We start from the raw sequence: 22,188 nt of genomic DNA on the forward strand, positions 1-22,188 counted from the left end.
GCACCGGCGCGCCGGTACACTGCGCGGCATGTCATCCCTCCCCTATTCCAAGGCCGCCTTCGACGAGGCGGCGCGCGCCCTCATCGCCACCACGGCGGAGCTGGCCGCGCTCGGCTGGACGCCGGCCACCAGCAGCAACTTCTCGCTGCGCCTCGACGACCGCCACGCCATCATCACCGCGTCCGGACGCGACAAGGGCCGCCTGACCGAGGACGACTTCCTCGTGGTGGACCATGCCGGCGCGCCCGTCGCCACCGCGCTCAGGCCCTCGGCCGAGACCCTCCTGCACACCCAGCTCTATGCGCGCGGCGCCGCCGGCTGCGTGCTGCACACGCACTCGCGCACCCAGACCGTCGCCTCGCGGCTGTTCGCCTCGGCGGGCGCGTTGCGCATCGAGGGCTACGAACTGCTCAAGGCCTTCAGCGGCAACAGCACCCACGAGACGGCGATCGAGATCCCGGTGCTGCCCAACACCCAGGACATGACGGTCCTGGCCGCCCAGGTCGAGCCGCTGCTCGACGCCGGCCCGCTGTGGGGCTACCTGATCGACGGCCACGGGCTCTATGCCTGGGGTCGCGACATCGCCGAGGCGCGCCGCCACCTCGACGCCTTCGAATTCCTGCTCGCCTGCGAGCTCGACCTGAGGAGACTCTCATGAGCCGTCTTCGCATCTTCGCCAACGACAACCCCGCCACGCCCGAACTGGACACCTCCGACCACGCCGTCATGGCGGAGGAGCTGAAGAAGATCGGGGTGCGCTTCGAGCAGTGGAAGGCCTCGCAGCCGGTGAAGGCCGGGGCCAGCCAGGAGGAGGTGCTGGCCGCCTACCGCGCCGACATCGATCGCCTGGTCGCCGAGAACGGCTTCAAGTCCGTCGACGTGGTCAGCATCGCTCCGGACAACCCGCAGCGCGAGGCCATGCGCGGCAAGTTCCTCGACGAGCACTTCCACAAGGAGGACGAGGTGCGGTTCTTCGTCGACGGCTCCGGCCTGTTCACCCTGCACGTCGACGGCAAGGTCTACGAGGTGGAGTGCGTCAAGGACGACCTGATCGCCGTGCCGGACGGCACCCGCCACTGGTTCGACATGGGGCCGGAGCCGTCCTTCGTGGCGATCCGCTTCTTCACCGAGCCGGACGGCTGGGTCGGCCACTTCACCGGTACCGACATCGCGCAGAAGTTCCCGCGCTACGAGCGCGGCGCCCGATGAGCGGCGGCAAGCGCACCATCCTCACCGACGTCGAGGGCACGACCAGCTCGATCGCCTTCGTCAAGGACGTGCTGTTCCCGTACGCGCGGCAGGCGCTGCCGGCCTTCGTGCGCGCCCGCGGCAAGGATCCGGAGGTCCGGCGCTGGCTCGACATGGCGGCGACGGACGCCGGCGGCCTGTGCAGCGACAACGTGCTGGTCGAGGTGCTGCAGGGCTGGATCGACGACGACCGCAAGCACACCGCGCTCAAGGCCCTGCAGGGGCTGATCTGGCGCGAGGGCTACGCCAGCGGCGCCTACGTGGCCCACGTCTACGACGATGCGGCGCACAAGCTGCGCGAGTGGCATGCCGCCGGGCATCCGCTGCACGTGTACTCGTCCGGTTCGGTCGAGGCCCAGCGGCTGTTCTTCGCGCACACCGCGGCAGGCGACCTGTCCGCGCTGTTCGGCCACCACTTCGACACCGCCATCGGCGGAAAGCGCGAGCCGGCGAGCTATGCGGCCATCGTCGAGACGCTGGGCGTGCCGACGGAGACCGTGACCTTCCTGTCCGACGTGGTCGAGGAACTGGACGCCGCGCGCGAAGCCGGGTTGGAGACCGTCCTGGTGGACCGTCGCGAGGACTATCCCGAACCGCGCGAGGGCACGGCGACCCACGGCCACCACCGCGTCGAGAGCTTCGCGGAGATCGATCCCAACGTGACGGTGCCCGACCCCGCGTGAGCGCCGTGCTGCCCGCCGGCGCGGACCGCGCCGGAACCGCCGGCGGACGCCTGCTCGCGCAGGCGCTGTCGCTCGGCATCCTGCGCCGCCCGCGGCGACGCCTGCCCGAGGCGGGCATCGGCACCGCGCTCGTGGCCGCGCTGGCGGCGGCGCTGCTCGCCTTCGGGCTCGACACCCTCGCGACGCCCGCGCCGCGGCTGTTCCTGCCGTACGCGATCCACGGCCATGCGCTGGACGCGCTGGCCGCCCTGCTGGCGGGCTGGCTGGTGGCGCGGATCCTGGGTCGCCCGACCCGCGCGCTGGCCATCGCCGCGGTCCTGCTGGTGGCGCAGTGGCCGGTGATCCTGCTGATGTGGGGCGCGGGCAGGATCGACGCGCTCGCGGGCCATGGCGAGCTGCTGTTCTGGAGCGGGGTCGCGCTGGACCTCCTGGTCCTCGCCTGCATCGTCGCGCACGCCGCGGCGGGCGCCGACATCCTGCGGCGGATGGCCGCCTGGCTCGTGCTCGTCCTGCTCTGGCTCGCGCCGTCGTTCGTGTTGCCCAACGAGGGCTTCTGGTACGCGCTCGACGAGGACCAGGCGCAGGGCGAGCCGGCCGGCGCGCCGGCCTTCGACGCGGAGGTCGCCATCTACCGCCAGCAGGCGCTGATCGAGGCCTCCCTGGCCGCGCTGCGCCCGCAGACGCCGGGACGGCCGGACCTCTACGCCATCGGTCTCGCCGGCGACGGGCGCGAACGCGTCTTCCGCAACGAGGTGGACTTCCTTTCGGGGCTCCTGGGCGCCCGCTTCGGCGCCGAGGGGCGCGTCCTGCGCCTGGTGAACTCGCCGGAGACGGTGGACAGTCTGCCGCTGGCCAGCCTCGGCGCGCTCCGGCAGGCGGTCCAGGGCGTGGCGGCGCGGATGGACCGAGAGGAGGACATCCTCCTGCTGTTCATGACCAGCCACGGGCTGCCCGGCGGCCGCTTCCACATCGACATGGCCCCGCTGCCGCTGGTGCCGATCACGGCACCGGACCTGCGCGCCGTCTTGGACGATGCAGGCATCCGCTGGCGGGTGATCGTGGTCTCGGCCTGCTATTCCGGCGGCTTCATCGACGCCCTCGCCGATCCCCGCACCCTGGTCGTCACCGCGGCCCGTGCCGACCGCACCTCCTTCGGCTGCGGCACCGAGTCCGACATCACCTGGTTCGGCCACGCCTTCCTGTACGAGGGGCTGAACCGCAGCACCTCCTTCGCCGAAGCCTTCGCGCACGCGCGCGGGCGGATCGCGGAATGGGAGGCCCGCGAGGACATGGAGGCCTCGCATCCGCAGTACGTTGCGGGCGCCGAGATCGAGGCGCACCTCGAGGCGTGGCGGAGGGGGTTGCCGGATGCGCCCCCCGTGCCCTACGTCGTGCCGCTGCCCGACGAGGCCGCCGTGGCCACCGCCGGCGACTGACGGCGGACGGCGGTTTGCAGGCGGCGCGCACGCGCCTACCCTATCCCGCCCCCACCCAGCAGGTCCGCACGCATGCCTTCCTTCGACATCGTCTCCGAAGTCGACAAGCACGAACTGACCAACGCGGTCGACCAGGCCAACCGGGAGCTCGGCAACCGCTTCGATTTCAAGAACGTCGACGCGAAGTTCGAGCTGGAGGAGTCGATCATCACCCAGAGCGCGCCCAGCGAGTTCCAGCTGCAGCAGATGATGGACATCCTGCGCGCCCGGCTGATCGCGCGCGGGATCGACGTGCGCGCGCTGGACGTGGCCGAGCCGGAGACCAACGTCGCGGGCAGCCGGCAGAGGATCACGGTCAAGCAGGGCATCGAGCAGGCCACGGGCAAGAAGATCGTCGCCGCGATCAAGGCCGCCAAGCTCAAGGTCGAGGCGCAGATCAACGGCGACAAGCTGCGCGTCACCGGCAAGAAGCGCGACGACCTGCAGGCCGTCATCGCCCTCCTGCGCCAGTCGGACTTCGACGTCCCGCTGCAGTTCGACAATTTCCGCGACTGACCCGGGGTGCCGGGCCTCGATGCCTGGCATCTCCGCGCGGCGTGCGATGTAATCGTTTACACCGCCTACAGGAGTGCATGGATGACCCGTGATCCCCGGATCGAAGATCTCATCGCGCGCATGACGCTGGAGGAGAAGGTCGGCCAGCTCGGCATCTTCGCCGACGCGCTGCGCCCGTTCGCGCCGGACGTCAATCCCGAGGTCAATGCGCGGGGGGCGGCGGAGGTGCTGGAGCAGATCCGCGCCGGCCGGGTGGGCGCCCTGTTCAACGGCGTGGGCGCGGCCGAGGGGCGCGAGGCGCAGCGGGTCGCGGTGGAGGAGAGCCGGCTCGGGATTCCGCTCCTGCTCGGCGCCGACGTCATCCACGGCATGCGCACGGTGTTCCCGATCCCGCTGGGCGAGGCGGCGAGCTTCGAGCCCGCGCTGGCCGAGCGGACAGCCCGCGCCACCGCGGTCGAGGCGACCGCGGCGGGCATCCACTGGACCTTCGCCCCGATGGTGGACGTGGCCCGCGACCAGCGCTGGGGCCGCGTGGCGGAAGGATCGGGCGAGGATCCCTTCCTCGGCGCCGCCATGGGCGCAGCCCGCGTGCGCGGCTTCCAGGGCGCCGACCTGCGCGCGGACGACAGCCTGCTCGCCACGCCCAAGCACTTCGCCGCCTACGGCGCGGTGAGCGCGGGGATGGACTACAACAGCGTGGACATCTCGGAAGCCGCGCTGCGCGACATCCACCTGCCGCCGTTCAAGGCGGCCTTCGACGCGGGCGCGCTGACGGTCATGAGCGCCTTCAACGACATCGCCGGCGTGCCCGCCTCCGGCAACCGCTGGCTGATGACGGACCTGCTGCGCGGCGAATGGCGCTTCGAGGGCTTCGTGGTCTCGGACTACACCGCCGACTACGAGCTGGTCGCCCATGGCTACGCCGCCGACGAGCGGGACGCCGCCCGCATCGCCTTCACCGCGGGCGTGGACATGAGCATGCAGAGCGGGCTGTACGCCACTCACCTGCCCGACCTGGTCGCGCGCGGCGAGGTGCCGATGGAGGTGGTGGACGAAGGCGTGCGCCGCGTGCTCGGCGTCAAGGCTGCGATCGGCCTGTTCGACCGCCCCTACCGCTCCCTGGACCCGGCCCGCGAGGCGGATCGCGTTTATCTTCCTGCGCACGACGCGCTCGCCCGCGAGGCGGGACGGCGCTCCATCGTGATGCTGCGCAACGACGCAGGGCTGCTGCCGCTGCGCCGCAGCGGCCAGCGCATCGCCCTGATCGGCCCCTTCGCGCAGGACCGCGACAACATCGAGGGCTGCTGGACGCTGTTCGGCGAGCGGTCGCGCTACGTCGACCTGGAGACCGGCATCCGCGCGGCGCTCGACGATCCCGGCTCCCTGCTCGTCGTCCCCGGCTGCGGGTTCGAGTCTCCGCTCGACGGCGGCATCGAGGCCGCCGTCGCGGCGGCGCGCGCGGCGGACGTGGTGTTGCTGGCCATCGGCGAACCGCAGGGCTATTCCGGCGAGGCCCAGTCCCGCACCGCCATCGTCGTTCCGCCGGCGCAGCAGGCGCTGGCCGAGGCCGTCGCCGCGACCGGTACGCCGATGGCGGTGCTGCTGCGCAACGGCCGCGCACTGGCGCTCGCGGGCGCGGTGCGCGAGGCGCAGGCCATCCTCGTGACCTGGTTCCTCGGCACCCAGACCGGCCACGCCGTGGCCGACGTGGTGTTCGGCGACTACAGCCCGTCGGGCCGGCTGCCGGTGAGTTTCCCGCAGGACCCGGGACAGCAGCCCTACTTCTACAACCACCCGCGCACCGGGCGTCCGGAGCTGCCGGAGCAGCCCCCCGCCTTCAAGGCGCGCTGGCGCGAGGTGCCGCACGCCCCGCTCTATCCCTTCGGCCACGGCCTCGGCTATGCGCGGTTCGAGTACGGTCCCCCGCGGTTGAGCGCGAGCCGCCTGGCCTGGGACGCCACGCTCACCGTCGCCGCCTCGGTACGCAACACCGGCGACCGCGCCGCCGAGGAGGTCGTGCAGCTCTACGTCCACGACCGGGTGGCGAGCCGCGTCCGGCCCGTGCGCGAACTGAAAGGCTTCCGAAAGCTGCTGCTGCAACCCGGCGAGACGGCCGAGGTGGCCTTCGCCCTCGACCGCCACGCGCTGGGCTTCCATGGCGTGGACGCGCGCTGGCGGGTCGAGCCCGGCCTGTTCGACGTCTGGATCGCGCCCTCCTCGGCGGCCGGCGATCCCGCCCGCTTCGAACTGCTGCCTCCCGAACCGTCGCAGGCCGGGTAGGCGCGGCTTCGGCCGCGACCGGCACGTGCATCCGGGCGGCCACGAGGGTCGCGGCTGAAGCCGCTCCTACACCGACACGGCGTTTCTAGGGCTCCGCGTCGTCCAGGCGGTAGCGCGTCTGCGCGCGCAGTTCGCCGCGCCAGCGGTCGAAGGCGCGGACCTCGACCACGTGCACGCCCGACGCCAGGTCGGTCGGCAGCATGGCGCGCCAGAGATGGGTGGACGGGACGGCCTGGGGCACGCGGTCGAAGCCGCGCAGGCTGCCGGCCGCGTCGTCGGCGAGGTTGATGCGCACCACGTGTGGATCGGGCTCGTCCACGCGCGTCATCGGCGTCCAGTCGCCGTCGCCGATGCGCATCTCGACGCGATCGCCGTCGATGCCCATGAACACGTTCGCGTAGACCGGCACGCCCGGGTAGGCGCCGCGCCGCAGCACGCGCGGGCCGTACAGCCGCAGCCCTGCCTCGGGGTCGCCCTTGGCCGGCACGTAGCGCAGGCTGTAGCCGCCGTCGGCCTCCACGCGCATCAGCGCATGGCCGTTGGGCGTACCGTCGGCCATCACCGCGTCGGGAACGCCGCGGGCGTCCTTCGCGCCGCCCCAGAAGCCGCCGCACACCGCGCCGACGTTGTACTCGTGCAGCGGGGACGCGCCGCGCCAGCCGTCCTCCGCACCGTGGAAGTAGTGCTGCTGGACGTGCGTGTGCGCGCTCAGCACCAGCACGTTGGGAAAGGGTTCGAGCAGGCGGTACAGGCGCTCGCGGTCCGCCGCGCGGAAGGTCTCGCGCTTGCCCGCGGGCGTGAACAGCGGGATGTGCATGGCCAGCACCACCAGCCGCTCGCGCGGGAGCTGGCCGAGGTAGGCCTCCAGGAAGGCGAACTGGTCCTCGCGGAGCCCGCCGACGTAGGCGGGACGCTCCCCGGGGCGGTAGATTACGTCGTCCAGGACGAGCAGGCTCACCGGCCCTTCCTCGTAGGCCAGGGTGTCGGGTCCGTAGGTGCGGCGGAAGTTGGTCAGCGAGGCGGTGTCGTGCGCGGCGTCGAAGTCCATGTCGTGGTTGCCGGCGGCGTGCAGCCAGGGGATGCCGAGCTGCGCCGTGACCGCGTTGAGTTCCGGGTACAGCGACAGCCTGTCGTTGACCACGTCGCCCAGGGTGACGCCGAAGCGCGCCTCCCGGCCCGGACTGCGGCCGGACAGGATGGGCGCCACGATGTCCTCTCTGTAGTAGCCCACGTCCTCGCTGCGGGTGACCTGGGTGTCGCCGAAGACCAGGACGTCGAAGGGCGGCGCGGCCGCCGGGACGCTGCAGTCGAGCGCGAAGTCCCAGGAGGCGTCCGCCGGCGTCGGCGCGATGCCGCCGTAGCGCAGCGTGGGCGTGCCCTCCGGCAGGTAGTGCCGCCAGAAGACGGGCAGCCCGTCCTCGCCGGTCGGCAGTGCGCACTGTGGCGGCTTGATCACGAAGACCGTCTGGCCGTCCTCGACGTCGATCCGGTAGCGACCGTCCGCGTCGGTGCGCACCAGCGTCTCGCCGTTGGAGACGAGCACCCCGCCGACGCCGCGTCCGCCGTCGTGGACCCGCCCGGCGATCTCCACCGCCTGGACGGGAAGCGCGAGAACGAGGGAGGACAGCAGCACGGAGAAACGGGGCATGGCGGGACGGCGGACGCGGTGGAGGCGGCGATTATCCTGCATGCGGGGTGTGACAGGCTCTCGGGGCCTGGGGCCTGGGGCCTGGGGCTTGGGCTCAGGGCTTGGAGGTTGGGGGCTGGGGCTTGGGTGGGTCAGGCGCGGTGTCGCGCGCGCAGGACGGTGCGCACGTCCTCGAGCGACAGGCCGCGGGCGCGCAGGAGGACGGTGAGGTGGAACACGAGGTCCGCGGCTTCGCCGAGCAGGGCCGTGTCGTCCTGCGCGACCCCGGCCAGGGCCGTCTCCACGCCCTCCTCGCCGACCTTCTGCGCGATGCGTCGCAGGCCGTCCTCGAACAGGCGCGTCGTGTAGCTGGCCTCCGGCCGCTCGCGTTCGCGGCGGGCGACGAGGGCGTCGAGCTCGGCGAGGAAGTCCGCGGGCGCGTCCGGGAAGCAGCTGGCCCGCCCGAGGTGGCAGGTCGGTCCGTGCGGACGCGCGAGCACCAGTAGGGTGTCGCGGTCGCAGTCCGCGTCGATCGACACCAGGTCGAGTACGTGGCCGGACGTCTCTCCCTTGGTCCACAGCCGCTGCCTGCCGCGGCTGTAGAAGGTCACCCGCCCGCTCGCGCGGGTGGCCGCCAGCGCCTCGGCGTTCATGTAGCCCAGCATCAGCACGCGCAGGGTGTCGGCGTCCTGCACGATGGCGGGCAGCAGGCCGTCCGGGGCCTTGCCCCAGTCGAGGCGTTCGATGTCGTTCATGCCGCTGCTCCGTCGCGGACCTCGATGCCCGCCGCGCGCAGGTGGCGCTTGAGGTCCGGGATGCGCAGGCTGCCGTCGTGGAAGGCCCCGGCCGCGAGCGCCGCGTCCACGTCCGCCTGCACGAACGCCTCGACGAAGTGCGCGGCCGTCCCCGCGCCGCCGGAGGCGACCAGCGGCACCCGGCAGACATCGCGCACCGCACGCAGCTGCGCGATGTCGTAGCCGCGGCGCACGCCGTCCGAGCCCATGCAGTTCAGCACGATCTCGCCCGCGCCCAGCCGCTGCGCCTCCACCACCCAGTCGAGCGTGGTGCGCGCCAGGGCGCGGGTCGCCTCCGGGTCGCCGGTATGGCTGCGCACCCGCCACACGCCGTCGGCGTCCCGCAGGGAGTCCACGCCGACCACCACGCACTGCACGCCGAAGGCCTCGGCGAGTTCCGCGACCAGCGCCGGCCGTTCCAGTGCCGGCGTGTTGACCGAGATCTTGTCGGCGCCGGCGTGCAGGATCTCGCGGGCCGCCGCGACGCTGCGGATGCCGCCGGCGACGCAGAACGGGATGTCGAGCACGCGCGCGACCCGCTCGATCCAGCCGCGGTCCACGGTGCGCCCCTGCGGGCTGGCGGTGATGTCGTAGAACACCAGCTCGTCTGCCCCGGCCTCGCGGTAGCGCAGCGCCAGATCGACGATGTCGCCCATGTCCACGTGGTCGCGGAAACGCACGCCCTTGACCACCCTGCCCTCGCGGACGTCGAGGCAGGGCACGATGCGGCGGCTCAGCACGACGGCCTCCCGGCGGCGACCAGCGCCTCGCCCAGGTCGAACCGTCCTTCGAGCAGGGCGCGGCCCAGCACCGCCCCGGCGCAACCGGCCGCGCGCGCGGCGGCGATGTCGGCGAGCCCGCGCACGCCGCCCGAGGCCTGCACCGCGAGCGAGGGGAATTCCGCTGCGAGGCCGGCGTACAGGTCCAGGTTGGGGCCGGCGAGCATGCCGTCGCGGTCGATGTCGGTGCACAGCAGGTGGCGCAGCCCGGCGTCGGCGTAGCGCGCCGCCAGTGCGCCGAGGAGGGGCGCATCCGCGTCGGCGCGGGTCCAGCCGTGGGTGGGGAGGATCCAGCGGCCGTCCGCGTCGCGGCGGGTATCGAGGGCGACCACGATCCCTGCCGCACCGTGTCGCGCGATCCAGCCGCACACCCGCTCCGGCTCGCGCACCGCCAGCGAACCCACGACCGCGCGCGTCACCCCGGCGTCGAACATCCGCGCCAGCGTCTCCTCGTCGCGGATGCCCCCGCCGGCCTGGACGCGCAGGCCGCCGTCGCGCAGCGCCCGCACCAGCGGCGCCAGGCTCCAGCCGCCGTCGCGCGCGGCGTCCAGGTCGACCAGGTGCAGCCAGGTCGCGCCCGCTGCGGCGAAGCGCTCGGCGACGGCGACCGGGTCGTCCGCGTAGCGCGTCTCGCGCGCGTAGTCGCCCTGGGCGAGGCGGACCACGCGGCCGCCGCGCACGTCGATGGCGGGATACAGGGTGAAGTCGCTCATGCCGGGGTCCAGCGCAGGAAGTTCTCGAGGAGGCGCGCCCCGACCTCGGCCGAGCGCTCCGGGTGGAACTGGGCGCCGGCGACGTTGCCGCGCACCACCATGGCGGCGAACGGCTCGCCGTGCACGCTGGCGGCGACGCAGTGCTCGCCCGCCGGGGCCGCGTAGCTGTGCACGTAGTAGGCCCAGCTCCCGGCCGGGATGCCGTCGAGCAGCGGGCTGTCGATGCGCGGCTGCAGGCGGTTCCAGCCCATGTGCGGGACGCGCACGCCCGGGGCCTCGGGCAGGCGGCGGACGCGACCCGGGATCAGCCCGAGGCAGGCCGCATCGCCCTCCTCCGAGGTCTCGAACAGGATCTGCATGCCCACGCAGACGCCGAGCAGGGGCGTGCGCAGCGTGCGCAGCGTGTCGATCAGGTCCAGCTCGGCGAGGCGCGCCATCGCCGGGCCCGCCGCGCCGACGCCGGGCAGGATCACCCGCTCGGCGCGCAGGATGTCCTCGCGCCGGTCCACCAGTGGCGCCTCGACGCCGAGCCGTTGCAGGGCATAGCGCACGGAGCCGAGGTTGGCGCCGCCGGAATCGACCAGGACCAGGCTCACAGCGTCCCCTTGGTGCTCGGCAGGTCGGTGCCGCCGCTGCGCGCGACCGCGGTCCGCAGCGCGCGCGCCACCGCCTTGAAGCAGCCTTCGACCATGTGGTGGGCGTTCTCGCCCCGCACCGACAGGTGCAGGGACATCAGCGCGGTCTCGCAGAAGGAGCGGAAGAAGTGCGGCACCAGCTCCGTCGGCAGCCCCCCCACCCTCTCGCGCGGGAAGCTGCCGTCGAACACGAAGTACGGCCGGCCGGACAGGTCCAGCGCGGCGCTGGCGAGGCTTTCGTCCATCGGCACGCGCACCCTGGCCGTCCCCGCCGGCGCGGCGTCCGGCACCGTCGCGTCGGCGTCGCCGTAGCGGCCGATGCCGCGCTTGTCGCCCAGCGCCTCGCGCAGCGCCTGGCCGAGGGCCAGCGCGCAGTCCTCGACCGTGTGGTGCTCGTCGACCTCCAGGTCGCCCTCGCAGCGGATGGCGAGTGCGATGCCGGCGTGCTTGCCGATCTGCTCGAGCATGTGGTCGAAGTAGCCGATGCCGGTGTCGGCGCTGGGCTCGGCGCTGCGGTCGAGATCCAGGTCCACCGCGATCCGCGTCTCGCGCGTCGCGCGGCGCACCCGGGCGGTGCGCGGCCGGTCCACCAGGGCATGGACGATGGCGTCCCAGCCGAGCTCCGGCCCGATGCGGAAAGCGCGCACGCCGAGGTTGGCGGCGAGCTGCACGTCGCTCTCGCGGTCGCCGATCACCGCGGAGGCCGCCCGCGACCAGCCGTCGTCGGCCAGATAGTGGCGCAGCATGCCGGTCGCCGGCTTGCGGTTCGGCGAGTTCTCCGTGGGCAGGCTCGGGTCGACCAGCACCTCGGCGAAGCGCACGCCCTGTGACTCCAGGAGCTGCATCAGCAGGCCGTGCGGGCCGTCGAAATCGCGCTGCGGGAAGGCGTCGGTGCCCAGGCCGTCCTGGTTGCTGACCATCACCAGGGTGTAGCCCGCCGCCTGCAGGCGCAGCAGCGCCGGCAGCATGCCCTCGACGAAGCGGATCTTGGTGTAGCAGTCGATCTGGAAGTCCGGCGGCTCGTGGATGAGCGTGCCGTCGCGGTCGACGAACAGGATCTTCCTCATGCCGCACCCGCCGCCGGCGCCAGCGCCGCGATCACCGCATCGTTCTCGGCGGGCGCCCCGATGCTGATGCGCAGTGCGTCGCCGAGGTCCGGCAGGTGCCGCATGTCGCGCACCACCACGCCCGCCCGCGCCAGGGCGGCGAGCGCGGCGTCGGCGTCGGCGAAGCGCACCAGCAGGAAATTGGCGTCGGACGGATGCACCGCCACGACCTCCGGCATCGCCGCGAGCGCGGCGGCCAGGCGCGCGCGCTCGTGCACCACCTGCGCCACGCGCGAGCGCGTCGAGGCCAGCGGGAGCGTGTCGAGCGCCTGCAGCGCCAGCGCGACCGAGGGCGCCGGCAGCGGGTACGGGGCCGAGATGTTGCGCAGCACCCGCACCAGGGCAGGATCGCCCAGCACCACGCCCACCCGCGCGCCGGCCAGGGCGTGCGCCTTCGACAGGGTGCGCAGCACGACGAGGTTGGGGTGGGCGTCGAGCAGCGCCAGCGCGCTGCGCTCGGGCGGCGCGTATTCCCCGTAGGCCTCGTCCACCGCCACCACGGCCTGCCCGCCGAGCGCGCCGGCGATGCGCGCCACCGTCGCCAGCGGCACCGTCTCCCCGGTGGGGTTGCCGGGCGAACACAGGAACACCAGCCGCGCACCCTCGTGCCGCGCTGCGGCCACGACGGCCTCCGCATCGACGCGCCAGTGCAGGCCCTCCCGCACCAGCGGAACCGTCCGCAGAGGGGCGTTCTGCACCCGCGCGGCGACCGCGTACATGCCGAAGGTCGGCGGAGCGACCAGCACCGCATCCTCGCCGGCGCGGCAGAGCGCGCGGACCAGCAGGTCGATGCCCTCGTCGCTGCCGCGGGTCGCCGCGAGGCGCTCGCGCCCGACGCCGTAGAACGCCGCCAGGCGCTCGATCAGCGCCGGCGGCTGCGGCTCCGGATAGCGGTTGAGCCCGACCGGCGCGGCGTCCCGCCCCACGTCCATGTCGACATCGGAGCGCCACGGGGACTCGTTGGCGTTCAGCCACACGCGGCCGCGGCCGCCCTCCCGCCGCGCGGAGACGTAGCCGCCGAAGTCGCGGAGGTCCGGTCGCACCAGGTCGAGCACGCCGCTCATCGGGCGTTCTCCGCGTCGAGGCGGATCGAGATCGCCCGCGCATGCGCCGCCAGCCCCTCCGCCGCCGCGATGCGCAGCGCGCAGGGGCCGATGGCGGCGAGCCCGGCGGGGCTGACGTGCTGCACGCTGATGGCCGTCTGGAAGCTCGCCACCGAGACGCCCGACAGCGCGCGCGCCGTCCCCGCGGTCGGCAGCACGTGGTTGGTGCCGCTGCAGTAGTCGCCCAGCGCCTCGGGCGCGGCATCGCCGCAGAACACCGAGCCCGCCGCGGCGACGCGGTCGAGCCAGGCCTCCGGCTCGCGCAGTTGCAGGATGAGGTGCTCGGGCGCGTAGTCGTTGCTGATCGCGAAGGCGTCGTCCAGCGCGCCCACGTGCAGCAGCAGCGAGGCGTCCAGCGCCTGCGCGGCGATGTCCGCGCGCGGCAGCGTGGCGAGCTGGGTCTCCAGTTCCCGCGCCACGCGTTCCAGCAGCGCGCGGTCGTCGCTGATCGCGATGGTCTGCGAGTCGGGGCCGTGCTCGGCCTGCGACAGCAGGTCCGCGGCGACGAAGGCGGGGTTCGCCTGCGCATCGGCGATCACCAGCACCTCGGAAGGCCCGGCGGGCATGTCGATGGCGGGCCCGCCGGTCTCCTGCGCGACCATCTGCTTGGCGGCGGTGACGTAGGCGTTGCCGGGCCCGAACAGCTTGTCGCAGGCGGGCACGCTCCCGGTGCCGTAGGCCATCGCGGCGATGGCCTGCGCGCCACCGATGCGGAACACCCGCTGGATGCCGGCGATGGCGCAGGCGGTCAGCACCACGGGATCGACGCGGCCGTCGGCGCGCGGCGGCGAGCAGGCGACGATCTCCCGGCAGCCGGCCAGGCGCGCCGGCACGCCCAGCATCAGCGCGGTCGAGGGCAGCGGTGCGCTGCCTGCCGGGACGTACAGGCCCACCCGCCGGATGCCGCGCAGAAGGCGCCCGCAGCGCACGCCGGGCGCGGTCTCGATCTCGAACTCGCCGGCCATCCCGGCACGGTGCCAGGCCTCGATGCGCGCGGCGGCCTCCTCCAGCGCACGGACCAGGTCCGGCGGCACCTCGGTGCGGGCGCGCGCGAATTCGTCCGCGGAGACCTCGATGGCGTCGAGTTCGACATGGTCGTAGCGACGGGTCAGCGCACGCAGGGCGCCGTCGCCGTCGGCGCGGACCTGGGCCAGGGTGCGTCGGACGGCGGTGTCCACCGCCGCCGCGAGCCGCGCCGTGGGTCGGCGCAGCAGGGCGGCGCGGGCGTCGGCGTCGAGCGCGCGCCAGTCGGTCACCCGCGGCAGGGTCGGCGTGGTGTCGTTCATGCCAGCATCCTCTCGACCGGGAGCACCAGCAGGCCGCGCGCGCCGGCGCGCTTCATGTCCTCCAGGTGCTGCCAGGTGACCGCGCTGCGGCAGACCGCCTGCAGCGCGACCGCGTCCTCCTCGCCGTCGAGGCGGGTCACGGTCGGCGGTTCGGCGTCCGGCAGCATGCCGATCAGCGCCTGCAAGGCAGCGCGCGGCGCCTGCAACAGGAGCAGCTTGCTGTCGCGCACCCGCAGGACCCCGTCCAGCCGGCGCAGGAACAGCGCGGCCAGCTCGGCACGGGCGTCGTCGAAGCCGGCGGGCGGCCCCGCCAGCACCGCCTCGCTCTCGAACACCACCTCGGTCTCGCGCAGCTGGTTGGCGGCGAGCGTGCCGCCGGTGGAGACCAGATCGCAGATGGCCTCCGCCTTGCCGAGGCGCGGCGCGATCTCGACCGAGCCTGAGAGCAGCACCACTTCGGCGTCGACGCCGCGTGCGCGCAGGAAGGCCTCCAGCAGGCCGGGATAGCTGGTGGCGATGCGCCGGCCGGCAAGGGCCGCCAGCGGCGCGTCGGCCTGTTCCTGCGGCACCGCGATGGACAGCCGGCAGGCGCCGAAGCCGAGCGCCCTCAGTTCCCGGTAGGCCTCCGGCTGCCCGGCGGCGCGGCGGTTCGCGGCCTGCTCCGCGAGCACGTTGCGACCGACGATGCCCAGGTCGCAGGTGCCTTCCGCGATCAGGCCGGGGATGTCGTCGTCGCGGACGAGCAGCAGGTCGATGGGCAACGACTCCCCGTAGCAGAACAGGCGGTCGCGGCTCTCGCGGAAGGAGAGCCCGATCCGCGCGAGCAGTTCGCGGGCGGGTTCGGCCAGGCGGCCGGATTTCTGGATGGCGATGCGGAGACGGTCGCGCGCCTTCATGGCGACTCCGGGAAGCGATGGAAGGAGGATCGGGACGACGGATGCGGGGCCAGGCGGTGCAGCCGCGCACCGCGCCCCGTCAATGCGAATGCGGACGATGTCCGAGGCGGCGTGCAGCCACCGCATAGCCGCCCTCGCCGGTGGCGAGGGTGCGCGCGACGCGGGTGATGGTCGTGGTGCTGACCGCCGTCCGCTCGTGGATCTCGCGGTACGGCAGGCCCTGGATCAGGAACGGCACCACGCGCCAGCGGTCGCACAGCGCCTGCAGCTCCGCAGGCGTGCACAGGTCGACGAGAAAGGCGCGCACCTCCTCGGCCGTCCGGAGCTTGCACAGGGCCTGTGCAAGCGCGTCGAGCGCGGGTTCGCCATCGAGGGCGCTGTCGAGGGTGCGGCGCTTCATGAGGAGCGCGATGGTACGTGTTAACGCGTTAACACACAACAACAGCGCGAGCGGGGCCGGCGTGGCGCGCGGGCGTCCTCGACATCCTCACGTTGTTGAACGGCGCCCCCTGCCCGCGCCGGGGCCGACGACGGGCGGATGTCGCCGGGCGCGTTGGAACCGGTACGCAGACAGCCGGAGAGGCCCCATGAAGCACCTGCTCGCCGTCGCCTTCGCCGCCGCCCTGGTCGCGGTCCCCCATGTCGCCGACGCCCAGTCCGGCCGCGGCCACGAGCGCGCCGCACAGCACGAGCGCGGTCCGCAGCGTGCGCAGGGGCGGGGCCATCATGACCGCGGCCCCCGCTCGACCCAGGCACCGCGTGGGAGCACGCGCCAGCGCGAGGCGGCACCGCCCCGTTCGGCCCGGCATCGCCCGGCCCCGCCGCGGGCCGTCCAGGCCCGTCCGGCGCCTCCGCCCCGGGTGGTCCATGCGCGCCCCGCCCCGCCGCCGCGCACGGTCCACAGCCGCCCGGTTCCGGTGCGCGCGGTCCCGGCCCGTCCGGCACCCCAGCGCTACCGGGCGCCGGTCCGCTACGTCGCCCCTCCGGGCTACCAGGCCCGCCGCTGGTCCACGGGATACAGGCTGCCGCCCGCCTACTACGCCCGCCCCTACTACGTCGACTACCGCCCCTACGGGCTCGCGCCGCCGCCGCGCGGCTACCAGTGGGTGCGGGTGGACAACGACGTGGTGCTCGTCGCGCTCGCCACCGGCCTGATCAGCCAGGTCATCGCGGGGTTGTTCTACTAGCGTGCCGATGGCCCGCCTCCGGCATCCCGGATCCCCGGGGTGCCGCATCGGCCTCACGTCGCCATGGCGAAGCGCGTCCTAGTTTTCCGGGGACAGGCGCGGGGACGGTCCCCGCCCATCACCGGAGCGTTCCGAAATGGCGGTCAAGACACTCGAGGATCTCTTCATCCACGAACTCTCGGACATCTACAGCGCGGAGAAGCAGCTCACCAAGGCGCTGCCGCGCCTGGCGCGCGCGTCCAGCAATCCCGAGCTGGCCAAGGCCTTCGAGACCCATCTCGAGGAGACCCAGGGCCAGATCGAGCGCATCGACGAGGTCGTCTCCAGGCTCGAGATCAAGCTCAAGCGCATCAAGTGCGCGGCCATGGAAGGCCTCGTCGAGGAAGGCAAGGAGGTGATCGAGGAGATCGAGAAGGGCCCCGTGCGCGACGCGGCGCTGATCGGCGGCGCCCAGAAGGTCGAGCACTACGAGATCGCCTCCTACGGCACCCTCTGCGCGCTCGCCAAGCAGCTGGGCTACGACGACGCAGTGAAGCTGCTGAAGGAGACCCTGGAGGAGGAGAAGGCCACCGACGGCAAGCTGACCATGCTCGCCGAGAGCGGCGGCAACCAGGAGGCCGCGCAGGCCGGGGGCAAGAGCAAGTAGCCCTCTCCTCGCCGCGGCTCCCCGCGGGGCCGCGGCTCAGGCGAGCCGGACCGCCTCGAAGCGTTCGGAGGGCCCCGGGATCTCCCCGCGCGCCTGGACCAGGGGCAGGTCGCGGTCGCCCGCCGGCATGCGCCGGATCAGGCCGTACAGCGCGCTCACCGTCCGCGCCAGCGCCTCGGGCGCGGGTTCGCCGCGCAACAGCCACGACAGCAGCACCGCCGAGAACACGTCGCCCATGCCGTTGGGCAGCGGCGAGAGGTCGACGAAGGGCGTCTGCACCGTCCATGCCGAATCCACGTCCACCGCCAGCGTGGTCAGGGACGCCGGCGACAGGTCGGGCGTGCGCAGGCTGGTCACGACCACCAGGCGCGGGCCTTCGTCCTCGTGCGTGCGCAGCAGGGCGCGGGCCATGTCCACCGCGTCCTCCAGCGACCCCGCCGCGCGCCCGCACAGCAGCTCGAACTCGAACTGGTTGGGCGTGACGATGTCCGCCCGCGCCAGGGCGCGCCGGCGCAGGAAGTCCGGGATGGCCGGGCGCACGAACACGCCGCGGCCCACGTCGCCCATCACCGGGTCGCACAGGTAGACGAGGCCGGGGCGCGCCGCCCTCAGCTCCTCGACGGCGTCGAGGATGACCTCGCCGATCGCCGCATCGCCCAGATAGCCCGAGAGCACCGCATCCACCCGCGCGAGCACGCCGCGCGCGCGCAGCCCCTCGATCACGTCGCGGATGTGTTCCGCGCCGAACACCTGCCCCTTGAACTCGCCATAGCCGGTGTGGTTCGAGAACTGCACGGTATGCACCGGCAGCGGCTGCACGCCCAGGAGCTGCATCGGGAGCACGGCGGCGGCGTTGCCGACGTGGCCGTAGGCCACGTGCGACTGGATGCTCAGGACCAACGGCGGGCGTTCGCGCATGACGGGTCTCCGGGGCGCGGCCGGGTCAGCCCGCGGCGACGGCGGAGCGCGCCGCGTCCAGCAGCACGCCCTCCTCCACCAGCCGCACCGCCGCGGCCACGTCGCCGTCCATCGCGCGGTCGCGCCCCATGAAGGGAATCCGCGCGCGCAGCGCAGCATGCGCCGCCGCGACCGCGGTGCCCGGGCGGAACGCCTCGGCCTCCGCCAGCTCGACGCGCAGCGCCTCGACTTCCTGCATGAACACCGCGTGCAGCGGGTGGCCCTGCGCCGGCCCGTGGATCTTCGCGGCGAGCGCGGCGGCGTCGCCGGTACGCGCCAGCGCACGGGCGGCGTTGATCATGTCGCGGCGGAAGTCGAGCGCCTGCGCGGCGGTGTAGAGTTCCAGCGCCAGGACCCGTCCCAGGTCGGCGGTCATGTCGAGCACGTGCCGGGCCTCGTTCGCGCCCATGGAGACGTGGTCCTCGGCGTTCGCGCTGGTCGGCACCGAGTAGACGCTCGCGGGCATCGCGCGGCTGGCCAGGTCGTTGACGATGGCCGCGGCGGTGTACTGGACGATCATGAAGCCGGACTCGGTCGCGTCCTCGTTGCCGATCAGGAAGGCCGGCAGCCCGTCATTGGTCGCCGGGTCGAGCAGCTTGTTGAGGCGGCGCTCCGAGATGGAGGCGAGCACGGGGATGGCCGCCTTCACCGCGCTCATGGCGAGCGCCAGGGGCATGCCGTGGAAATGCCCGGCCGACACCACGCGCGCCTCGATGGGCGTGTCGCCGTCCTGCTCGCTCTCGAAGGAGGGGAAGATCAGCGGGTTGTCGGTGACGGCGTTGAGCTCGATGTCGATCACGCGCTTGGCGTGCTCGATGGCGTCGCGGACCGCGCCGTGCACCTGCGGCACGCAGCGCAGCGAGTAGCTGTCCTGCGGCTGGTGCTTCTTGCCGCCCTTGAACGGGCGGAAGCGCGCATAGAAGGTCTCGCGGCCATGGCGCTGGTCCGCCGGCACCCAGTCCCAGCCGATGTCGAAGCGCAGCTGCGCGGCCTCGCCGTCCCAGCTCCCGGGAAGCCAGGCGCGCGCGCGGGGCACCAGGTGGTAGGCGATGTCCGAGAGCGTGGAGCCCGCCAGCAGCCGCCGCAGGTTCGCGGCGACGGCCACTTGGCCCGGATGCGGGCGCAGGGCGTGCACGTCCTCGCGGAAGGCACTGAGGCGACCGGCGAAGGCGTCCAGCGTGGTCGCGGCGGCGAGGTCCGCGGTGTCGAGCAGGTCGTCGAGCGCGGCCAGCGCCAGCACGGCCGTGGCCAGCATCTGCGCGGTGCCGTTGTTGAGCGCGAGCCCCTCCTTGTACGACAGCCGCACCGGTTCGAGCCCGGCCGCCGCCAGCGCCTCGGCGCCGGGCATGCGCCGCCCCTGGTGGAAGGCCTCGCCGCCGCCGAGCAGCACGATCGCGAGGTGGGACAGCGGCGAGAGATCGCCGCTCGCGCCGACCGACCCGAGCCGGGGCACCACCGGCACGACGCCCGCGTTCATGAGGTCGACCAGCGCCTGGAGGGTGGAGACGCGGATGCCGCTGTGCCCGCGCATCAGGGTGTTGATGCGGATGACCTGCATCGCCCGCACCACCTCGGCCGGGAACGGCTCGCCGACCGAGACGGCGTGGGTGACGATGAGGTTGCGCTGCAGCTCCTCGTGCAGGCTGCCGTCCTCGCCCGCCTCCGGGCGCAGGCGGTGCGCGCCGAGCAGGCGGTCGGCATTGCTGCCGAAGCCGGTGGAGACGCCGTAGATCGGCTCCTGGCGCGCGACCTGCTCGACCAGGAAGTCCGCGGCACGCGCCACGGCCTCGAGCTGCGTCGGACACAGGACGACCTGCGCGCCGCGGGCGACCGCGACGACGTCGGCACGGGTGAGGGAGCGGCCGTCGAGACGGATGGGGTGCATTGCGTGGGATCCTGGAGGTTCGGCGGGTGGCGCCGGCGGTGCCGCGGTCGCGGACGTCGCCGGCGGGCCTGCGATGACGGAGAGGCGGGTGACGCGGGACGGACGGCGGAAGGCGCTCAGCGGCCCCGGGTCGCCCGCCACTGTTCGAGTTCGACCCGCAGCGCCTGGGCCAGTTCCTCCCGCGGCACCTCGAACTGCTCGCCGCGCTTGAGGTCCTTGACCGTCACCGCGCCGCGCGCCAGCTCGTCCGCGCCCGCGAGCACCACGAAGCGGATGCCCGCACGGTCGGCGTACTGGAACTGCTTCGCGAGCTTGCGCGGCTCCATCTGCGCCTCGGTGTTGATGCCGCCGGCGCGCAGGCGGCGCGCGATGTCGAGAGTGTGGCCGAGGCCGTCCTCGTCCATCAGCGCGACCAGGGCCTCGACCGAGCTTTCCGCGGTCTGCACCAGACCCGCCTCGCGCAGCTGCCAGAACAGCCGCGTCAGGCCGATGGAGATGCCGACGCCCGGCAGCTTCGACTTCGTGTACTGCCCCGCGAGGTCGTCGTAGCGGCCGCCCGAGCAGATCGAGCCGATCTGCGGGTGGTCGTCCAGCGTGGTCTCGTAGACGGTGCCGGTGTAGTAGTCCAGGCCGCGGGCGATCGAGAAGTTGAGGATACAGTCCGACTCCGGCACGCCGAAGTCGCGCACCCGCGCGAGCACCTCGCGCAGCTCCGCGACGCCCGCGTCCAGGGTGGCGTTGCTGCCGGTCAGGCGGTCCAGCCGCGCGAACGCGTCCTCGTAGCCGGTCGAGCGCACCGCGACGAAGTCGAGCAGCAGGCGCACGGCGGTGGCGTCGAGGCCGAAGGGCTCGGAGACCAGCGTCTCGCGCACCGCGTCGACGCCGCGCTTGTCGATCTTGTCCACCTCGCGCAGCACGTCGGTCTGCAGCGCCGGTTCGCCGATGCCCAGGCTCTCGAAGAAGCCGCGCATCAGCTTGCGGTTGTTGAGCTGGATGGTGAACGGACCGATGTCGAGCTCGGAGAACACCGCATGGATGACCGCGGGCATCTCCGCGTCGAAGCGCACCGACAGGCTGTCCTTGCCGATGACGTCGATGTCGCACTGGTAGAACTCGCGGAAGCGCCCGCGCTGCGCGCGCTCGCCGCGGTAGACCCGCTGCATCTGGTAGCGGCGGAACGGGAAGGCGAGATCGTGCTCGTGCTCGGCGACGTAGCGCGCCAGCGGCACCGTGAGGTCGAAGCGCAGGGCGTGCTCGGGCAGGCCGCCGGCCTCCTTCTCCAGCGCGCCGGTGGACTGCACGAAGTACACCTGGCGCTCGGTCTCGCCGCCGGTCTTGGTCAGCAGCACCTCGGAGAGCTCGATCACCGGCGTCTCCACGGGGAGGAAGCCGAAGCGCTCGTAGTTGCGGCGGATCGTGTCCAGCATGCGCTGGAAGGCGATCTGGTCACGGGGCAGCAGCTCCATGACGCCGGGCATGGTACGGGGCTTGATCAAACGGGACTCCTGGGACTGTCTTTCTGCGGCGCGGACCGCCGATTCTACCGGTGCGCGGGGCCAGGACGGCGCGTGGGCGTATCATGTGCGGCGGACTCGGACCGGCTCACCCCATGTCAAGATTCTCCAGCCCGATGCCGCAGCGCGCAGCGTCCGACTGCCCGGGGCCCGCAAGGGGCGCCCCGGTGGACTGCACGACCTGCCGCATCCGCCATCTGTCCGTCTGCGCGGCGCTCGGCGACGAGGAAGTGAGCGCACTGGAGGCCGTGGTCTCCTCGCTGCACCTGCAGCCCAACAGCACCCTGGTGCGCGAGGGCGATCCGCGGCGCCAGGTCTACAGCGTCACCGCGGGCGCGCTGCGGCTGGTGAGGCTGCTTCCCGACGGGCGCCGCCAGGTTGCCGGCTTCCTGCTGCCGGGCGACTTCCTCGGTCTGTCCACCGCGGAGACGCACCGCCACGACGTCGAGGCGGTCACCGAGACCATGCTCTGCCGCTTCCGGGCGGAGGACATGCAGGCGCTGCGCGAGCGCTTCCCCGACCTGGAGCGCAAGCTGCTGTCGCGCGCCATGACCGAGCTCGATGCGGCGCGCGAGACCGCGCTGGGCCTGGCGCGCCTGAACCCCATCGAGCGGCTCGCCGCCTTCCTGCTCGACCTGTCCGAGAAGCGCGCGCGCTGGGGGCGCACCGAGCAGCTCATGGTGCTGCCCATGGGCCGCGCGGACATCGCCGACCATCTCGGCCTGACCGTGGAGACGGTCAGCCGCAGCTTCACCCGCCTGCGCCACGACGGCGTCATCGCCCTGCACGACATCCACGGCGTCGAACTGCTGGACCGCAAGCGGCTGGTCGACCTCGCCGCCGGGCGCGGCTGAGTCC

The 22,188-nt window shown here is 73.2% G+C and carries 22 protein-coding genes; 9 read left to right on the forward strand and 13 right to left on the reverse strand.

The window, feature by feature from the left end; translation table 11 throughout:
• Positions 1-28 precede the first annotated feature (28 nt).
• From ACFO3Q_RS11695 to ACFO3Q_RS11720, 6 genes are all read left to right on the forward strand, one after another.
• A complete protein-coding gene (locus tag ACFO3Q_RS11695; protein ID WP_377004902.1) occupies positions 29-658 on the forward strand; it encodes a methylthioribulose 1-phosphate dehydratase in 630 nt (209 codons plus the stop codon).
• Positions 655-1,209, forward strand: a complete 555-nt coding sequence (locus tag ACFO3Q_RS11700) for a 1,2-dihydroxy-3-keto-5-methylthiopentene dioxygenase (RefSeq protein ID WP_377004903.1) — start codon at positions 655-657, stop codon at positions 1,207-1,209. Before ACFO3Q_RS11695 ends, ACFO3Q_RS11700 begins: the two co-directional genes overlap by 4 nt.
• The gene (gene mtnC, locus ACFO3Q_RS11705) at positions 1,206-1,931 is read left to right on the forward strand and encodes an acireductone synthase (RefSeq protein WP_377004904.1); all 726 of its coding nucleotides are present in this window, start codon (positions 1,206-1,208) and stop codon (positions 1,929-1,931) included. The genes ACFO3Q_RS11700 and mtnC overlap by 4 nt, the downstream gene beginning before the upstream one ends.
• A complete protein-coding gene (locus ACFO3Q_RS11710; protein WP_377004905.1) occupies positions 1,928-3,367 on the forward strand; it encodes a C13 family peptidase in 1,440 nt (479 codons plus the stop codon). Before mtnC ends, ACFO3Q_RS11710 begins: the two co-directional genes overlap by 4 nt.
• Before the next feature lie 72 nt (positions 3,368-3,439).
• Entirely contained in the window at positions 3,440-3,922 is a 483-nt protein-coding gene (locus tag ACFO3Q_RS11715; RefSeq protein ID WP_377004906.1) for a YajQ family cyclic di-GMP-binding protein, read from the forward strand.
• A gap of 81 nt (positions 3,923-4,003) precedes the next feature.
• Positions 4,004-6,202, forward strand: coding sequence for a glycoside hydrolase family 3 N-terminal domain-containing protein (locus ACFO3Q_RS11720; RefSeq protein ID WP_377004907.1), 2,199 nt, complete (start codon positions 4,004-4,006; stop codon positions 6,200-6,202).
• An 85-nt stretch (positions 6,203-6,287) separates the two neighbouring features.
• Here the strand turns inward: ACFO3Q_RS11720 and ACFO3Q_RS11725 are convergent, their stop codons facing one another.
• The 10 genes from ACFO3Q_RS11725 to ACFO3Q_RS11770 form a co-directional block, all read right to left on the reverse strand.
• Entirely contained in the window at positions 6,288-7,850 is a 1,563-nt protein-coding gene (locus ACFO3Q_RS11725; protein WP_377004908.1) for a calcineurin-like phosphoesterase C-terminal domain-containing protein, read from the reverse strand.
• Positions 7,851-7,981: 131 nt separating this feature from the next.
• On the reverse strand, positions 7,982-8,584 hold the full coding sequence (gene hisIE, locus ACFO3Q_RS11730) for a bifunctional phosphoribosyl-AMP cyclohydrolase/phosphoribosyl-ATP diphosphatase HisIE (RefSeq protein ID WP_377004909.1): 603 nt from the start codon (positions 8,582-8,584) through the stop codon (positions 7,982-7,984).
• Positions 8,581-9,363: an imidazole glycerol phosphate synthase subunit HisF gene (gene hisF, locus ACFO3Q_RS11735; RefSeq protein WP_377004910.1), complete on the reverse strand. Its 783-nt coding sequence runs from the start codon at positions 9,361-9,363 to the stop codon at positions 8,581-8,583. The genes hisIE and hisF overlap by 4 nt, the downstream gene beginning before the upstream one ends.
• Positions 9,357-10,115: a 1-(5-phosphoribosyl)-5-[(5-phosphoribosylamino)methylideneamino]imidazole-4-carboxamide isomerase gene (locus ACFO3Q_RS11740; RefSeq protein WP_377004911.1), complete on the reverse strand. Its 759-nt coding sequence runs from the start codon at positions 10,113-10,115 to the stop codon at positions 9,357-9,359. The genes hisF and ACFO3Q_RS11740 overlap by 7 nt, the downstream gene beginning before the upstream one ends.
• A complete protein-coding gene (gene hisH, locus ACFO3Q_RS11745; RefSeq protein WP_377004912.1) occupies positions 10,112-10,711 on the reverse strand; it encodes an imidazole glycerol phosphate synthase subunit HisH in 600 nt (199 codons plus the stop codon). The genes ACFO3Q_RS11740 and hisH overlap by 4 nt, the downstream gene beginning before the upstream one ends.
• The gene (gene hisB, locus ACFO3Q_RS11750) at positions 10,708-11,817 is read right to left on the reverse strand and encodes a bifunctional histidinol-phosphatase/imidazoleglycerol-phosphate dehydratase HisB (RefSeq protein ID WP_377004913.1); all 1,110 of its coding nucleotides are present in this window, start codon (positions 11,815-11,817) and stop codon (positions 10,708-10,710) included. Before hisB ends, hisH begins: the two co-directional genes overlap by 4 nt.
• Positions 11,814-12,920 (reverse strand): histidinol-phosphate transaminase, encoded by a 1,107-nt coding sequence (gene hisC / locus ACFO3Q_RS11755; RefSeq protein WP_377004914.1) that lies wholly within the window; start codon positions 12,918-12,920, stop codon positions 11,814-11,816. The genes hisB and hisC overlap by 4 nt, the downstream gene beginning before the upstream one ends.
• The gene (gene hisD, locus ACFO3Q_RS11760) at positions 12,917-14,245 is read right to left on the reverse strand and encodes a histidinol dehydrogenase (protein ID WP_377004915.1); all 1,329 of its coding nucleotides are present in this window, start codon (positions 14,243-14,245) and stop codon (positions 12,917-12,919) included. Before hisD ends, hisC begins: the two co-directional genes overlap by 4 nt.
• Positions 14,242-15,141 carry an ATP phosphoribosyltransferase gene (hisG, locus tag ACFO3Q_RS11765; protein WP_377004916.1) on the reverse strand — a complete coding sequence of 300 codons (900 nt, stop codon included), beginning with the start codon at positions 15,139-15,141 and terminating at the stop codon, positions 14,242-14,244. The genes hisD and hisG overlap by 4 nt, the downstream gene beginning before the upstream one ends.
• Before the next feature lie 79 nt (positions 15,142-15,220).
• A complete protein-coding gene (locus ACFO3Q_RS11770; RefSeq protein ID WP_377004917.1) occupies positions 15,221-15,541 on the reverse strand; it encodes a YerC/YecD family TrpR-related protein in 321 nt (106 codons plus the stop codon).
• Positions 15,542-15,728: 187 nt separating this feature from the next.
• On the opposite strand from ACFO3Q_RS11770, the gene ACFO3Q_RS11775 reads away from it, so the two are divergent.
• Positions 15,729-16,328 carry an RcnB family protein gene (locus tag ACFO3Q_RS11775; RefSeq protein WP_377004918.1) on the forward strand — a complete coding sequence of 200 codons (600 nt, stop codon included), beginning with the start codon at positions 15,729-15,731 and terminating at the stop codon, positions 16,326-16,328.
• 136 nt (positions 16,329-16,464) lie between these two features.
• Positions 16,465-16,974, forward strand: a complete 510-nt coding sequence (locus ACFO3Q_RS11780) for a YciE/YciF ferroxidase family protein (RefSeq protein WP_377004919.1) — start codon at positions 16,465-16,467, stop codon at positions 16,972-16,974.
• Between the two features lie 36 nt (positions 16,975-17,010).
• Here ACFO3Q_RS11780 and pdxY read toward each other — a convergent pair whose 3' ends face one another.
• The 3 genes from pdxY to hisS all read right to left on the reverse strand — a co-directional run bounded on the left by pdxY (position 17,011) and on the right by hisS (position 21,312).
• A complete protein-coding gene (pdxY, locus tag ACFO3Q_RS11785) occupies positions 17,011-17,892 on the reverse strand; it encodes a pyridoxal kinase PdxY (protein ID WP_377004920.1) in 882 nt (293 codons plus the stop codon).
• Positions 17,893-17,917: 25 nt separating this feature from the next.
• On the reverse strand, positions 17,918-19,816 hold the full coding sequence (locus ACFO3Q_RS11790) for an HAL/PAL/TAL family ammonia-lyase (protein WP_377004921.1): 1,899 nt from the start codon (positions 19,814-19,816) through the stop codon (positions 17,918-17,920).
• A 116-nt stretch (positions 19,817-19,932) separates the two neighbouring features.
• On the reverse strand, positions 19,933-21,312 hold the full coding sequence (hisS, locus tag ACFO3Q_RS11795) for a histidine--tRNA ligase (protein ID WP_377004922.1): 1,380 nt from the start codon (positions 21,310-21,312) through the stop codon (positions 19,933-19,935).
• 113 nt (positions 21,313-21,425) lie between these two features.
• On the opposite strand from hisS, the gene ACFO3Q_RS11800 reads away from it, so the two are divergent.
• On the forward strand, positions 21,426-22,184 hold the full coding sequence (locus tag ACFO3Q_RS11800; RefSeq protein ID WP_377004923.1) for a helix-turn-helix domain-containing protein: 759 nt from the start codon (positions 21,426-21,428) through the stop codon (positions 22,182-22,184).
• Positions 22,185-22,188: the final 4 nt, after the last annotated feature.

Origin of the sequence: Coralloluteibacterium thermophilum, from assembly GCF_042654365.1 — a bacterium.
Taxonomy (GTDB): Bacteria; Pseudomonadota; Gammaproteobacteria; order Xanthomonadales; family Xanthomonadaceae; genus Coralloluteibacterium; species Coralloluteibacterium thermophilum.

Bases quoted from the DNA above. Each gene is read 5' to 3' on its own strand.
- ACFO3Q_RS11695 (WP_377004902.1), top strand. From the start codon at position 29: ATGTCATCCCTCCCCTATTCCAAGGCCGCCTTCGACGAGGCGGCGCGC.
- ACFO3Q_RS11700 (WP_377004903.1), top strand. From the start codon at position 655: ATGAGCCGTCTTCGCATCTTCGCCAACGACAACCCCGCCACGCCCGAA.
- mtnC (WP_377004904.1), top strand. From the start codon at position 1,206: ATGAGCGGCGGCAAGCGCACCATCCTCACCGACGTCGAGGGCACGACC.
- ACFO3Q_RS11715 (WP_377004906.1), top strand. From the start codon at position 3,440: ATGCCTTCCTTCGACATCGTCTCCGAAGTCGACAAGCACGAACTGACC.
- ACFO3Q_RS11720 (WP_377004907.1), top strand. From the start codon at position 4,004: ATGACCCGTGATCCCCGGATCGAAGATCTCATCGCGCGCATGACGCTG.
- ACFO3Q_RS11725 (WP_377004908.1), bottom strand. From the start codon at position 7,850: ATGCCCCGTTTCTCCGTGCTGCTGTCCTCCCTCGTTCTCGCGCTTCCC.
- hisIE (WP_377004909.1), bottom strand. From the start codon at position 8,584: ATGAACGACATCGAACGCCTCGACTGGGGCAAGGCCCCGGACGGCCTG.
- ACFO3Q_RS11740 (WP_377004911.1), bottom strand. From the start codon at position 10,115: ATGAGCGACTTCACCCTGTATCCCGCCATCGACGTGCGCGGCGGCCGC.
- hisB (WP_377004913.1), bottom strand. From the start codon at position 11,817: ATGAGGAAGATCCTGTTCGTCGACCGCGACGGCACGCTCATCCACGAG.
- hisC (WP_377004914.1), bottom strand. From the start codon at position 12,920: ATGAGCGGCGTGCTCGACCTGGTGCGACCGGACCTCCGCGACTTCGGC.
- hisD (WP_377004915.1), bottom strand. From the start codon at position 14,245: ATGAACGACACCACGCCGACCCTGCCGCGGGTGACCGACTGGCGCGCG.
- hisG (WP_377004916.1), bottom strand. From the start codon at position 15,141: ATGAAGGCGCGCGACCGTCTCCGCATCGCCATCCAGAAATCCGGCCGC.
- ACFO3Q_RS11770 (WP_377004917.1), bottom strand. From the start codon at position 15,541: ATGAAGCGCCGCACCCTCGACAGCGCCCTCGATGGCGAACCCGCGCTC.
- ACFO3Q_RS11775 (WP_377004918.1), top strand. From the start codon at position 15,729: ATGAAGCACCTGCTCGCCGTCGCCTTCGCCGCCGCCCTGGTCGCGGTC.
- ACFO3Q_RS11780 (WP_377004919.1), top strand. From the start codon at position 16,465: ATGGCGGTCAAGACACTCGAGGATCTCTTCATCCACGAACTCTCGGAC.
- pdxY (WP_377004920.1), bottom strand. From the start codon at position 17,892: ATGCGCGAACGCCCGCCGTTGGTCCTGAGCATCCAGTCGCACGTGGCC.
- ACFO3Q_RS11790 (WP_377004921.1), bottom strand. From the start codon at position 19,816: ATGCACCCCATCCGTCTCGACGGCCGCTCCCTCACCCGTGCCGACGTC.
- ACFO3Q_RS11800 (WP_377004923.1), top strand. From the start codon at position 21,426: ATGTCAAGATTCTCCAGCCCGATGCCGCAGCGCGCAGCGTCCGACTGC.